Origin of the sequence: Acinetobacter seifertii, assembly GCF_016064815.1 — a bacterium.
In the GTDB taxonomy this organism is placed as follows: Bacteria; Pseudomonadota; Gammaproteobacteria; order Pseudomonadales; family Moraxellaceae; genus Acinetobacter; species Acinetobacter seifertii.
In genome coordinates, this window is sequence record NZ_CP065820.1 from 2,841,846 (window position 1) to 2,855,501 (window position 13,656).

12 protein-coding genes are annotated in these 13,656 nt (G+C 38.5%); 4 read left to right on the top strand and 8 right to left on the bottom strand.

Annotated elements, in window-relative coordinates; translation table 11 throughout:
* The first annotated feature begins 224 nt into the window (after positions 1-224).
* Positions 225-1,034, top strand: a complete 810-nt coding sequence (locus I8T81_RS13165) for a peptidoglycan DD-metalloendopeptidase family protein (RefSeq protein WP_198071401.1) — start codon at positions 225-227, stop codon at positions 1,032-1,034.
* Here the strand turns inward: I8T81_RS13165 and I8T81_RS13170 are convergent.
* Positions 1,028-1,456, bottom strand: a complete 429-nt coding sequence (locus I8T81_RS13170) for a GNAT family N-acetyltransferase (RefSeq protein WP_198071402.1) — start codon at positions 1,454-1,456, stop codon at positions 1,028-1,030. The two genes, I8T81_RS13165 and I8T81_RS13170, sit on opposite strands and share 7 nt — an antisense overlap.
* A 92-nt stretch (positions 1,457-1,548) precedes the next feature.
* Positions 1,549-1,971, bottom strand: a complete 423-nt coding sequence (locus I8T81_RS13175; RefSeq protein ID WP_039253874.1) for an OsmC family protein — start codon at positions 1,969-1,971, stop codon at positions 1,549-1,551.
* Positions 1,972-2,410: 439 nt separating this feature from the next.
* On the opposite strand from I8T81_RS13175, the gene crp reads away from it, so the two are divergent.
* Both crp and I8T81_RS13185 read left to right on the top strand, forming a co-directional pair.
* Positions 2,411-3,118 (top strand): cAMP-activated global transcriptional regulator CRP, encoded by a 708-nt coding sequence (crp, locus tag I8T81_RS13180; RefSeq protein WP_004702771.1) that lies wholly within the window; start codon positions 2,411-2,413, stop codon positions 3,116-3,118.
* A 159-nt stretch (positions 3,119-3,277) separates the two neighbouring features.
* On the top strand, positions 3,278-4,327 hold the full coding sequence (locus I8T81_RS13185; protein ID WP_019458151.1) for an NADP(H)-dependent aldo-keto reductase: 1,050 nt from the start codon (positions 3,278-3,280) through the stop codon (positions 4,325-4,327).
* A 55-nt stretch (positions 4,328-4,382) separates the two neighbouring features.
* Here I8T81_RS13185 and I8T81_RS13190 read toward each other — a convergent pair whose 3' ends face one another.
* From I8T81_RS13190 to I8T81_RS13215, 6 genes are all read right to left on the bottom strand, one after another.
* The gene (locus I8T81_RS13190; RefSeq protein WP_019458152.1) at positions 4,383-5,162 is read right to left on the bottom strand and encodes a M48 family metallopeptidase; all 780 of its coding nucleotides are present in this window, start codon (positions 5,160-5,162) and stop codon (positions 4,383-4,385) included.
* 117 nt (positions 5,163-5,279) lie between these two features.
* A complete protein-coding gene (locus I8T81_RS13195; RefSeq protein WP_004702777.1) occupies positions 5,280-5,597 on the bottom strand; it encodes a hypothetical protein in 318 nt (105 codons plus the stop codon).
* A gap of 126 nt (positions 5,598-5,723) precedes the next feature.
* Positions 5,724-7,043 carry an adenylosuccinate synthase gene (locus I8T81_RS13200; protein WP_004702779.1) on the bottom strand — a complete coding sequence of 440 codons (1,320 nt, stop codon included), beginning with the start codon at positions 7,041-7,043 and terminating at the stop codon, positions 5,724-5,726.
* 60 nt (positions 7,044-7,103) lie between these two features.
* A complete protein-coding gene (locus I8T81_RS13205) occupies positions 7,104-8,270 on the bottom strand; it encodes an ATP phosphoribosyltransferase regulatory subunit (protein ID WP_019458153.1) in 1,167 nt (388 codons plus the stop codon).
* A gap of 183 nt (positions 8,271-8,453) precedes the next feature.
* Positions 8,454-9,542 (bottom strand): hypothetical protein, encoded by a 1,089-nt coding sequence (locus I8T81_RS13210; protein WP_198071403.1) that lies wholly within the window; start codon positions 9,540-9,542, stop codon positions 8,454-8,456.
* Positions 9,543-9,714: 172 nt separating this feature from the next.
* Complete coding sequence (locus I8T81_RS13215; protein WP_004702784.1) at positions 9,715-10,734, bottom strand: type I glyceraldehyde-3-phosphate dehydrogenase; 1,020 nt, start codon at positions 10,732-10,734, stop codon at positions 9,715-9,717.
* 269 nt (positions 10,735-11,003) lie between these two features.
* Here I8T81_RS13215 and alaS point away from each other — a divergent pair, with 269 nt between their 5' ends.
* Positions 11,004-13,640, top strand: a complete 2,637-nt coding sequence (gene alaS, locus I8T81_RS13220; protein ID WP_025465194.1) for an alanine--tRNA ligase — start codon at positions 11,004-11,006, stop codon at positions 13,638-13,640.
* Positions 13,641-13,656 lie beyond the last annotated feature (16 nt).

Genomic DNA, 13,656 nt, shown 5'->3' on the forward strand with positions numbered 1-13,656 from the left:
TAAGAATTAATAAACATTCCCAATAAAAATTTAAGTTTAGAGAATTTAAAATATAAAACAGAAAAAAGTCACAAAAATAAAGCCAACCATACAAAACAAGTCATCAATTATTAATATAAAATAATAAATAAAATTAAAATAAAATCATTAAAAAAATTAAAACAACTTTTAAGTAAAGCTTACTGATATAATTTCTAGCATTCTTTTAGAAAATTATTGTCGCTATGTTGATAAAAAAACTTATTTCTACTTTGCTTTTTACATCAATACCTTTTTACTGCTTTGCCGAGCTTCCTCAAGACTCAAGAAGACCCGGTGGAATTGCAGTCGTTCCATTAACTGCCGATATTACTCAGGTCACTTTTCAACAGAAACCCGTTTTAATTAGTCAAGAAGGCCATCAACGTTATGCTGTCGTTGGTATTCCGTTGTCCACACCACTTGGCAGTGTTCAGCTCAATACCAATAAAGCGCCTATTCCAATAGAAGTTAAGTCTTATCCTTATGCTGAGCAACGGATTAAAGTCACTAACCAAGACTATGTGAACCCCAACCAAAGTCAGTTAGATCGTTATGCTCAAGAAGCGAAAGAACAAAATGAAGTTTATAACTCTTTCACATCAAGTTCATGGCAAAGCTTACCCAAATTTATACGTCCCACTTCAGGGAAATTTACCAATTCTTTTGGAAGAAAACGCTTTTTTAATGGTGAAGAACGTGCACCTCACTCAGGTCTTGATATTCCAGCCCCTGTAGGTCAAAAAGTGATTGCACCAGCAGATGGCGTGGTCGTTCAGACAAGAAACTATTTCTTTAATGGTCAAACTGTATTAATTGATCACGGCCAAGGCTTAATTAGCATGTTTTGCCATTTAAGCGCGATAAAAGTAGAAAAGGGACAACATATCCGCCAAGGAGAAACTTTAGGTTTAGTGGGCAAAACAGGCCGCGTGACAGGCCCTCATTTACATTGGGGTATGAGTCTTAACAATGCTCGGGTAGATCCTCAGCTTTTTTTAAAACGAGCTCAATAATTTAACGGTTTACGAAAATACTTTGGTGCTTCAACATAACCTTCTTTTAGATAAAATTGATGTGCCAAAGGTCTTTGTATTCCTGAATGCAATTCCATTCGATCACAACCACGCTGTTTAGCTAGACGCTCTGCTTCTTGCATAAGCAAATGCCCCACTCCTTTACGACGTATATTCTGATCAACGCACAAATAGCAGATTTTGGCAAAATCTCCTTTTAAGGCAATTTGCGGAATAAAATAGAGAGACAAAACTCCATACACATGCGAATCATCGGCTGCGACCAATGTAATTGCATTGGGATCTTCACTTAACTTTTGAAATTGTTCCTGAACCAATCCTAGAGGCTGCGAGTATCCCATTTGCTCCAGCAAGTGACATATGGCCTCGGTATCTTGCGACTGTGCTAAACGGATATTCACCCAACATTCTCCATAATATTTTTTAAATTATTCTTATCTTAAAAAAAGCCAACATCACTGTTAGCTTTTCTTTTTCAGGCATTCATATGAAATTATGCAGCTTCAATAATCTCAAAATCGTGAGTAATTTCTACACCACCATCAGAAAGCATTTTACTCGCTGAACAATATTTTTCAGCTGATAGCTCTACTGCTTTTGCAACCTGTTTTTCTTTGACAGCTTTACCTGTTACCACAAAGTGCAAATGAATTTTTGTGAAAACCGCTGGAATTGCATCGGCACGCTCAGCTTTAAGCTGACATACGACATTCGTCACATCTTGACGAGATTTCTTTAAAATCGTCACAATATCAAACGAAGCACACCCACCAAGTCCCATTAATAGCAACTCCATAGGACGTGGTCCACGGTTTTCACCACCATACTCAGGTGAGCCATCCATGATGACACTATGTCCACTATCCGATTTCGCTTCAAAAGCAACATTCTCTAGCCAATGTACACTTGTTTGCATTGCAACTACCCAAAAAAAATTATAAATTTAAGCAGGGTCTGTTGACATTTCATCTATGGATTGCGTAATAGCTAAAAATTAATTCAAATAAAAACGCAAAACACAGACAAGGGCAATCCTTTGTCCAGTTTTGTAATAAAATTTGTTAAATTTCAGCCAAAATCTGAGGTGTGATTTAAGCATCTTAGAAGCAGCGCAAGACCAGATTTTTTGTGCGTTTCGTTGTTAAGCTCTATTTATTTAGAATGACTAAATTCCATAGTTCTTGCTTCGTAACGTCTAGAAAAATCGTCTTATGTCGCAACCATCTGTGAAATGTCAACAGGCCCTTGTTTTGTACACTAACATAAAATGAGTTGATAAGGAATTTCATCTCTTCTGTGTAATAGCTCATCTCGAGCCTGTGTGAATTGTTTACCCTATTCGGAACATATCAAGCATGACTTCAAATTTTTCACAACTCAGCACAGATGCTTTATCTCCGGGGCAACTACCTGAATCCGTTAAAGCATTGTTAAAGCGTGCTCACATCAACAGATATCCAAAACGAACCACAATTGTTGATGCCGGAACAGAGTCAAAATCTTTATATTTAATTTTAAAAGGCTCAGTTTCAATTATTTTGCGTGAAGACGACGAACGTGAAATTGTTGTGGCATATTTGAATCCTGGTGACTTCTTTGGGGAAATGGGGCTTTTCGAACCGAACCCTCAACGTACAGCTGAAGTCCGTACTCGTGATGTTTGTGAAATTGCAGAAATTTCATATGACAACTTCCACGAACTGAGCAAGCAGTATCCAGATCTTAGCTACGCTGTTTTTGCGCAACTTGTTCGTCGCTTAAAAAATACAACTCGCAAAATGACTGACCTTGCGTTCATTGACGTATCTGGTCGTATTGCTCGTTGCTTAATCGACTTATCTTCACAGCCAGAAGCAATGATCTTGCCGAATGGTCGTCAGATTCGTATCACTCGCCAAGAAATTGGACGTATTGTCGGATGTTCACGCGAGATGGTTGGTCGTGTATTGAAGACTTTAGAAGATCAAGGCATGATCCAAACTGATGGTAAAGCCATTCTCATTTTTGATGCTTCATTAGAAGAAAATTCAGTCACTGATGAAGACTATGATGATGAAGAATAAGTAATTGCAATGATTTAATAAAAAGCAAACTTCGGTTTGCTTTTTTTATATGCAACAATGAGTTAATACACAAAACTTACAAACTATTCTAATTTTATGATTTAAGTTGAATACATATTTGCGATTAGGCTAACTCAAATTTCTCAAGGATTTCGATATATGCAATTTAACTCGCTTGGACACACTGGCATTAACCTTCCAGAAATTTGCTTAGGTACCATGACATTTGGTGAGCAAAACACTCAGCAAGAGGCTTTCGAACAACTCAATTATGCTTTAGAACACGGTCTTTATTTTTGGGATACAGCAGAGATGTATTCTGTACCACCCAAACCAGAAACATATGGCGCTACTGAAACTATATTAGGTCATTGGTTTGCACAGCATGGTCAACGCGATAAAGTATTCCTTGCTTCAAAAATTGCAGGTCCTGGCTTTGGTGGAACTCATATTCGAGAAGGCCATACCAAGTTCAATAGTGACCATATCTCACAAGCACTTGATGGCTCACTTAAACGATTACAAACTGATTATATTGATCTCTACCAACTGCACTGGCCTGAGCGTCATACTAACTTCTTTGGAACGCTCGCTTATGGCAATCAACAAGCACAAAATGATTATGACACGACACCCTTAGAAGAAACTTTACTTGCCCTTCAAAAAGAAATTAATCGTGGACGTATCCGTTATATCGGTTTGTCTAACGAAACACCTTGGGGCACCATGAAATTTTTACAGCTCGCTGAAAATTTAGGAATAAGTAAATTTGTAAGTGTACAAAATCCATATAGCCTGCTTAATCGTACTTATGAAATAGGTATGTCTGAGATTGCTAAATATGAAGGTGTAGGATTACTTGCTTACTCTCCTCTGGCTTTCGGTTATTTAACTGGTAAGTTTAGAAATGGTGCACGACCTGCGAATGCTCGCGTTACTCTATTTCCACGTTTCAGTCGCTATAGCAATCCACAAAGTGAATGGGCAACTGAACAATATGCACAACTCGCTGAAAAGCATGGTTTAAGCCTGACTCAATTGGCTCTAGCGTTTATTAAGCAGCAATTCTTTGTGACAAGTACAATTATTGGAGCAACCAACCTAGATCAGCTCAAAGAAAATATTCAGGCTTTTGAAATTGATCTTTCACCAGAAATTTTACAAGGTATTGAAGCTATTCATATACAACAGCCAAACCCCGCTCCTTAAAATAAAAAACGGATGCTTAAGCATCCGTTTTTATATGAACTGAAAGTTTTAAAACTTACTTACGACCATTGTAAATCGCTAATGCAGCAGGTAAGTTTTTACGCATATCATTAATACGCTGTGAGTTAGATGGGTGAGTCGATAAGAATGATGAACCACCAGCACCTTCAAGCTTGTTCATTTTTTCCCATAATGTAATAGCTGCATTTGGATTATACCCAGCACGGGCCATTAACATTAAGCCACCTTGGTCAGCACGGCTTTCTAAACTACGTGAATATGGTAAGCCTACACCCACTTGCGAGCCTAACTGAGCAGCAGCAGTACCAAGCTGCCCCACATTATTACCCGCATAGCTTAATCCAATGCCTAAAGCTAAATCAGTGAGAGCTTGAGCACCAATTTTACTTTTCGCATGTTCTTCTAAAGCATGCGTCATTTCATGGCCCATAACAGCTGCAATTTCAGCATCGGTCAGGTTCAATTTATTGACAATGCCTGTATAGAACACCACCTTGCCACCTGGTGCAACGTAAGCGTTAACCGTATCTGATTTCAGTACAGCCAACTGCCAACTAAATGGCTGACCTGTTTGGTTCATTTGGTTCGCATAAGGTCTCAAACGGTTAAAAACAGCATTAATACGGCTATAGGTACTTGAACTTGTATCTAAAGTCCCTTTACCACGCGCTTCCTGCACCATTTGATTAAAACCTTGTGCAGATTGCGCATTTAGTGTTGCAGTATCTGCACCAGCCATGTCTGCTACTGTTGCACAACCAGAGATTGTTACCACACTCGCAGCACATAAACTTAAAAAGAGTTTTTTATTCATCAACATGGATCACCTAAATCGTTAAAAAAACTGTTTATTCTTTTGCACTAATTATAAGAAATAGCACACAAGCTTTGAATGTCTCATTTCTTCACGATCATAGTATTTATGTAAAGATCAAGTCGATAAAGTCATCAAATAAATCCAGAAAATTAAACAAATTATGTTTAAGCCCAAATATACATGACTTAAGGTCTTAACTTTTTCCTCAAGAGTAGGACTTTTCCTTTTCCACAGCAAATAGCTATTTTGTATGAGTACGACTGGAATGAGCACACATGCGAACAATACGGACAAGCTCATAAAGGCAGTCATAAAGAAATCTTGATTATAATTTTGCCCATAGATGACTAACATTGCTAATGTAGGCGAACCACCAATAGCAAACAAAAAAGAATAAAACATCGTTTTTGAAATAGCTGGCTGTAATTTCATTTGAGTTCATCATCCATGATATAACCTATGTCTATGTTGTAATCTGAATTAGACAAAACAGAAACTGCACTTTAGTCGGATATAAAAAAAGCCCCCTTTTCAGGAGGCTTTTATCATCTTTGCAAATTAAGCAGAGAACGGATGACGTAAAACAATTGTTTCTGCGCGGTCTGGACCAGTTGAAACGATATCAATCGGACATTCGATTAATTGTTCAATACGTTTCACATAAGCCAAAGCATTTGCAGGTAATTGGTCAATGCTAGTTAAACCAACAGTTGACTCACTCCAACCTGGCATAGTTTCATAAATTGGTTTCAAACATTCAAAAGAAACCGCATCAGAAGAGCCTACGCAACCTGAATCAGTATTTTCATAACCTACACAGATTTTTACTTCTTCTAAACCATCTAAAACGTCAAGTTTAGTTAAGCAAATACCTGAAAGTGAGTTAACGTCTACAGAACGACGTAGGATTTCGGCATCAAACCAACCACAACGACGTTGACGACCAGTAGAAGCACCAAATTCATGACCTACAGTACCGAGGTGTTTACCAATTGCATCACCAGAGTCAGTTGCAGCATCGTAAACCAATTCAGTTGGGAATGGTCCAGCACCTACACGTGTTGTATAAGCTTTAGTAATACCCAATACATAATCAAGATGTAAAGGACCCATACCAGAACCCGAGCTTACACCACCAGCCGTTGTATTTGAGCTAGTCACATACGGGTAAGTACCGTGGTCGATGTCTAGAAGTGAACCTTGAGCTCCTTCAAACATCACAGCTTTACCTTCTTTACGGTAGTCATGCAATACTTTAGTCACGTCAATCACTAATGGAGCAAGAACTTCACGCCATTGGTTGCAAAGAGCCAATACATCTTCAAATTTAACAGCTTCTACACCGTAGAACTGAGTTAACTGGAAGTTATGTAACTCAAGCATTTCTTGAAGTTTCTCTTCTAGCGCTGCACCACCACGAACAAGGTCAGCAACACGCACTGCACGGCGAGCTACTTTGTCTTCGTACGCAGGGCCGATACCACGACCTGTAGTACCAATTTTAGCGTTACCACGTTTCTTCTCACGAGCCTGATCAAGAGCAATGTGGTTAGGCAAAATAAGTGGACAGTTTGGAGAAATGCGTAGACGTTCCTTAACTGGAACACCTTCAGCTTCCAAAATTCCCATTTCTTCAATTAGTGCTGCTGGTGAAAGCACCACGCCATTACCAATTAAGCACAATACGTTTTCACGTAAAATGCCTGATGGAATGAGGTGCAATACAGTCTTTTTACCACCTACGACAAGAGTATGACCTGCGTTATGTCCGCCTTGATAACGTACTACCGCAGCCGCTTGATCTGTGAGCAGGTCGACGATTTTACCTTTACCTTCGTCGCCCCATTGGGTACCAAGTACCACAACATTTTTGCCCATAATAGCCTCATTACATCATGCTGTTAAAATTGGAAACCATCAGTAAAATACTGTTGGCGTTTAAATCTTTTCAATATTCCATTGTCCATTTTGCAACACCAATTGATGTGTGGCATATGGAATAGAAGTTAAATCATCATTACCTAACAATTGAACCACACGTAAGCCTTGTGAACGTGCATTTGCAATTGCTTTAAGCAAATCTGTATCTGTACCTTTAGGTGCAACTACTGTTTCAATCTCAGCGAATTGATTTGCACCTAATGCATATAAATCACAACTAAAACCAGTAGCAGGACGCGCACGACCAAAGTGCTCACCAATACCGTCATAGCGACCACCCTGTGCTAAAGGTGCAGCACGGTTTGGTGCATAAACTGCATACATCAAACCAGTGTGATAGTGGTAGCTACGAAGTTCAACGACGTCAATTCCGACGTTCAGTGCTGGCCAACGATTTTTAATTTGGTCAAGTGTTGTTTTAAGTGCGTCTAATGCTGCTTTAAATTCAGCATCTTGTAATATGTTTGCACTTAAATTTGCCTGTAGTGCATCTAAATCACTTGAATAGCGACCAAGCGCATAAAAATCAGAACCCATATTTAGGTTTTGAGTAAATTCTGCTAACTCTGGCAATGCTTTTCTTTGGTATAGATCAGACAGCTCATGTTCTTCATTTTTTGACAGACCAGCGTACTTTACTAGACTACGGAACAAACCTACATGGCCCAAATCTAGATGAGCGCCTTGTAAAGTATAAATGTTCTCAATTAGCCCGAGCATAACATCGACCATTTCGACGTCAGCTTCGATACTATCGTGGCCATATAGCTCTGCACCCAATTGTAAAGGTGCACGAGTCGCATTAAAATTTTGTGGTTTTGTATGTAATACAGTCCCTGCATAACAGTAACGTGCAACACCTTCAACGGGTCTTACATGTGCATCAATACGTGCAACTTGCGGTGTCATGTCAGCACGGATGCCAAGTAAACGGCCTGAAAGCTGGTCAATGACTTTAAAAGTTACTAAATCCAAGTCTTGATTTAATTCTGATAATGAAGACAACGATTCGATGTATTCGATAAATGGTGTATATACCAGTTGATAACCTCTTACTGCGAGGAAATCGATAGCTTCACGGCGAAGTTTTTCAATGACTTGCGCCTGTTCCGGCAATACATCTGCTACCCCGTCAGGCAGCAACCATGTCTCTGAAATGGTCATATTTCAAGCCTAAAATCTGATCAACGTGGAACGACCCCACATAAAAAAATCGGGAACACACCCGATTTCTCTTAGTGTAGCATGATACTTTGTGCCATGCACCTTACAATTTGCATAAATCTTTCTGAATAAACTCTAAAGTCAAAAAGAAGATTTAAACAATTAATAATAACATTCAATATCTTACTTCGCTTTGCTTAAATCATAATCAAAAGTTCTTCGACCAAAGAATGGGCCAATATCTGAACTATCGCCTTGTTTCCAATTAACCAAATTTAGCTTTTGAATAGCTTGAGCTGCTTGAGTATTAAAAGCAAAACAACCTTTTTCAAGACTTGCTATTTTTAACTTTTGTCTAAAAGCAATTAATGAATGCACTTCATTAAGCGGGTTATCATCGACAGAATACAGATGAGACTTCTCATAGGCCAAACTTCTATCAGCATCCCATAAACTGCTTGATACAAAATCCATAGAAGCAGACTGGTCATTATTATTTCCCAGCGCACTTTGAATATCGCCTGTTTCCAAGTTTTCTAAAACAGTTAAGTTATAGCCATACCACTGCGAGTTTAGAAGCCTAAAATACTTTTTATCTGTACCTAAGTTATTATATCTTTCGCCGATTGACTGTTTTGTCTGACTAAAAGAAGGATTTGAATTAAAACTAGATATATAAGAAATATAAGATTGATTCCATTGAGTTTCTTTTAAACGATAGCAATAGCTACCTTTTGGGAAGGTAACATTTTTATAATTTCGATAGAAGTCAATTAAACTTTTATCAAGCTGATTATGAAGTCCTGTATCTAAATTCTTATTTTCTTTATAGCCTGGCAATACTCGATCAAAGATTTTTTCGCCATCTATTTTAACAATTTCAAAATTTAAGTTTTGTTTTAAACTTGGTGTTAGCTCATAAGTCCAACTACTAGGTGTTAACCTTTTTACAATGTTTGTTTGTAGTGTTCCCTTATTTAAAACTTTCTGTTCTGTTAAAAGTTCTTTTTCTAGTGGTTGGTTATGTGACTTTGCAAAAAATATTTCATTATTTTGAATAGGATATTTAGCTATTTCAAAATAATCACTATAAATCTCAGAAGAGATATCCGAAGGTTGATAATACACTTGATAAATCGCGGTATCTTTTTCTAAATTACTGTCAGTTTGACCATTAGTGTCTTGATCCGAACTTTCACCAGTACATGCAGTTAAAATAATAGTAGATGTGATAATTAAAAAACCACTTATTCTTTTTGAGTTAAATTTCATATGAACTCTATAGTTAAAATTTTAATGTTTGCGAATCATACAAACAGAAATAGTCACATACAACACCAAAACTAATTTTTTATTTTCAAGTATTTCTATTAGAGATTTATATTAACCATTAAAAAAAGGATATTAAGTTAACTTAATATCCTTAAAATATTTAAATATATATTCAAAAAGAATTGCACAAATCTAATAATCGATTTGCATAACCCCATTCGTTATCGTACCAAGCAAATACTTTAGCTTGATGCCCCACAACCATAGTTTGAGTTAAATCAACAATAAGTGAATAAGGTGAATGATTAAAATCGCTTGAAACTAGCGGTTCATCAGTTACTGCCATAATTTCTGCATAATCTGTTTGAGAAGCTTTAATCAGCAATTCATTAATATGATGAACAGTAATTGGTGATTGTGCGATAAACGTTAAATCAATTGCAGCCACATTAATAGTAGGAACTCGAATTGAGTAGCCATCAATACGGTCTTCCATTTTCGGCATCACACGTTTTAATGCGCCAAGTGCACTAGACGTAGTGGGAATAATATTTTGCCCAGAAGCTCTAGCACGACGTAAATCACGATGCGCATGATCAAGCACAGACTGATCTGCTGTTACTGCATGAATTTCGGTCATGAGCGCAGTTTCAATACCAAATGCATCATCAATAATTTTTACTAATGGCACTAAAGCCTGCGTAGTACATGACACACTAGATATGATTTGATCAGTTGCTTTTACATCTGCATGGTTAACGCCATAGACAATTGCCGCATCGACATGATCAAAAGGTGCTGCCCCAATAATGACCCGCTTCGCCCCTGCTTCTAGGTGGCGTGTTGCATCAGCATGAGAACGGAACAATCCAGTACATTCGAGTACAACATCAATTTGCAAGCTTGCCCACGGTAAAAGTTCTGGTTGTTTTTGCTGAAGAACTTCAACTTTCAGATTTCGCTGGTTTGATTGAATATTTAAATAAATCTTTTCATTTTCAATAGCTATGTCAACTTTGCCATTAAAACGGCCATGGGTTGTATCATACTTGAATAAATGCACTAGTGTTTGTACATCTGCTATATCGTTAATCGCCACGATTTCAAAATGAAATTGTTTCGGGCTTTCAAACCAAGCACGTAAAACATTACGTCCAATCCGGCCAAACCCATTAATGGCGATACGTTGCATGACCTATCCTTATCTACAAAACCAGAAACGAAAGAAGGCATATAGTAAAACACGTGAAGGCTAATTGAATATAGATTTTTAGCCAAATCACAGTTTTGTAAGATATTCCCTCTAAAATCGTTGGTTCGGTGGGGTTTTTCCGTTACAATTTAGCGTTTTTTAAAAATAAGCCCCGTATCACATGCAATATTTGTGAACAAACAAACTTGTAGTGATGCTTTTAGCCAAATTCGAAAATATGGAGTGACTTGGTTGTGAGTACTCGTTTAATGACATCTGCTGAAATTCGTGAAGCATTTTTGCGCTACTTTGAAACGCAAGGGCATACACGTGTCGCGTCGAGTTCTCTTGTTCCTGCCAACGACCCAACTTTATTATTTACAAATGCTGGGATGAACCAGTTTAAAGACTGTTTTTTAGGTCTTGAGAAACGTGACTATGTACGTGCCACAACATCACAAAAATGTGTACGTGCAGGCGGTAAACATAACGATTTAGATAACGTCGGCTATACAGCTCGTCACCATACATTCTTTGAAATGTTAGGTAACTTCTCATTTGGTGACTATTTCAAACGTGATGCGCTTAATTTTGCTTGGGAATTTTTAACCAGCGAACAATGGCTTGCTTTACCGAAAGACCGCCTATATGTAACGGTTTATCACACCGATGACGAAGCCTACGACATCTGGAATAAAGAAATTGGTTTAGCGCCAGAGCGTATTATCCGTATTGGTGATAACAAAGGCGAAAAATACGCTTCAGATAACTTCTGGGCAATGGGTGATACAGGTCCATGTGGTCCATGTTCTGAAATTTTCTTTGACCACGGTGACCACATTTGGGGTGGTTTACCTGGTTCTCCTGAAGAAGATGGCGACCGATTCATTGAAATCTGGAACAACGTTTTCATGCAGTTCAATCGTACTGCTGATGGCGTGCTTCACCCTCTTCCAGCTCCATCTGTAGATACAGGTATGGGCTTAGAGCGTATTTCTGCTGTATTGCAACATGTTAATTCAAACTATGACATTGACCTGTTCCAACACTTATTAAAAGCTGCTGCAAACATCATTGGTATTGAAGACGAAGGTCAGCCTTCTTTACGTGTTGTTGCAGACCATGCGCGTTCTTGCTGTTTCTTGATTGCTGATGGTGTAAACCCAAGCAATGAAGGCCGTGGCTATGTACTTCGCCGTATTATCCGTCGTGCTGTTCGTCATGGTAACAAGCTTGGCGCAACTGGTACATTCTTCTACAAAATGTTGCAACCTTTAATTGAAGTTATGGGTGATGCATACCCAGAACTTGCAGCGCGCAAAGATGTTATTGAAGCAACTTTAATTCGTGAAGAAGAACAGTTTGCTAAAACACTTGAGCAAGGGTTAAAACTACTTGAAGGTGAACTTGCTCAGTTAAAAGACAAAACTATTCCTGGTGCGACTGTATTTAAACTTTACGACACTTATGGCTTCCCGACAGACTTAACGGCTGATATTGCACGTGAACGTGGCTTTATTATTGATGAAGCTGGTTTTGAAGTTGAAATGGCTGCACAGCGTCAACGTGCACGTGATGCTGGTAAGTTTGCAGTTGACTATAACAACATTGTAAAAGTTGAAGGTGAAACTCAATTCGACGGTTACATTAACACCACTGGTCAAGGTGAAATTGTAGCGATCTATAAAGATGGCGTACAAGTTGATGAAGTTTCTGAAGGTGACGAAGCACTAATCGTTTTAAACCAAACTCCTTTCTATGCAGAAAGTGGTGGTCAGATTGGTGATACAGGTATCTTCAAAAACGAAACTGGTATTTTTGAAGTTCAAGACACCAAAAAGTCAGGCGGTGCTTTTGTTCATCAAGGTATTGTGACTGTTGGTAACCTCAAAGCAAATCAAAATGTAGAAGCGATTGTTAAAGCAGACATTCGTGAAGCTACTGCGCGCAACCATTCAGCAACTCACTTGTTACATGCTGCCCTTCGTCAAATCTTAGGTTCACATGTACAACAAAAAGGTTCTTTAGTTGCAAGCGACATCTTACGTTTTGACTTTGCAAATGACCAACCTGTTTCATTTGAACAATTACAACAAGTTGAACGTCTCGTAAATGCTGAAGTTATTGCCAACACTCCAGTAACGACTGAACTTCTCGACATTGAAGCTGCAAAAGCAAAAGGCGCAATGATGTTGTTCGGTGAAAAATATGGTGATGAAGTACGTGTACTTTCTATGGGTTCAGTCATTGATGAGAAAAACTTCTCAATCGAACTTTGTGGTGGTATTCACGTAAAACGTACAGGTGATATTGGTTTATTCAAAATCACTTCTGAAGGTGGTGTAGCTGCTGGTGTACGTCGTATTGAAGCAGTGACTGGCACTAAAGCGTTAGAAGTGGTACAAAAAGCTGACAACGATATTCAGCACATTAATAGCTTACTAAAAGCACAGAAAGACCAAACTGTTGAGCGTGTTCAAGCTAATGTGGAATTGGTTTCTGCATTACAAAAGCAGATTGAACAGCTCAACCAGAAATTGGCAAACTTCCAAGCGGCTGACTTGATTGATCAGGTACAAACGATTGCTGATCGTCAAACGCTTATCACTACTGTTCAAGGTGTTGATGCAAAAGCGCTTCGCAACTTGCATGACAGTGTGAAATCAAAATTAGAGAATGCAGTGATTGTGTTAGCAGGTGTAGAGGGTGACAAGGTCAGCCTGCTTGCATCAGTCGCGTCGCAATACACTGCAAATCTAAAAGCAGGTGACATCATCAAACATCTAGCAACTGAGTTAGGTGGTAAAGGTGGTGGTAAACCTGACTTAGCACAAGGTGGCGCGCCACTTAACGAGAAGTTTGGACAAGTTATTGCAGCATTGCCTGCTTGGCTTGAACAAAAATAAGACTTCACTTTTTGTG

What these genes read in the sequence shown, in the direction of transcription:
- I8T81_RS13165 (WP_198071401.1), top strand. Translation starts at nt 225, where the DNA reads ATGTTGATAAAAAAACTTATTTCTACTTTGCTTTTTACATCAATACCT.
- I8T81_RS13175 (WP_039253874.1), bottom strand. Translation starts at nt 1,971, where the DNA reads ATGCAAACAAGTGTACATTGGCTAGAGAATGTTGCTTTTGAAGCGAAA.
- crp (WP_004702771.1), top strand. Translation starts at nt 2,411, where the DNA reads ATGACTTCAAATTTTTCACAACTCAGCACAGATGCTTTATCTCCGGGG.
- I8T81_RS13185 (WP_019458151.1), top strand. Translation starts at nt 3,278, where the DNA reads ATGCAATTTAACTCGCTTGGACACACTGGCATTAACCTTCCAGAAATT.
- I8T81_RS13190 (WP_019458152.1), bottom strand. Translation starts at nt 5,162, where the DNA reads ATGAATAAAAAACTCTTTTTAAGTTTATGTGCTGCGAGTGTGGTAACA.
- I8T81_RS13195 (WP_004702777.1), bottom strand. Translation starts at nt 5,597, where the DNA reads ATGAAATTACAGCCAGCTATTTCAAAAACGATGTTTTATTCTTTTTTG.
- I8T81_RS13200 (WP_004702779.1), bottom strand. Translation starts at nt 7,043, where the DNA reads ATGGGCAAAAATGTTGTGGTACTTGGTACCCAATGGGGCGACGAAGGT.
- I8T81_RS13205 (WP_019458153.1), bottom strand. Translation starts at nt 8,270, where the DNA reads ATGACCATTTCAGAGACATGGTTGCTGCCTGACGGGGTAGCAGATGTA.
- I8T81_RS13210 (WP_198071403.1), bottom strand. Translation starts at nt 9,542, where the DNA reads ATGAAATTTAACTCAAAAAGAATAAGTGGTTTTTTAATTATCACATCT.
- I8T81_RS13215 (WP_004702784.1), bottom strand. Translation starts at nt 10,734, where the DNA reads ATGCAACGTATCGCCATTAATGGGTTTGGCCGGATTGGACGTAATGTT.
- alaS (WP_025465194.1), top strand. Translation starts at nt 11,004, where the DNA reads ATGACATCTGCTGAAATTCGTGAAGCATTTTTGCGCTACTTTGAAACG.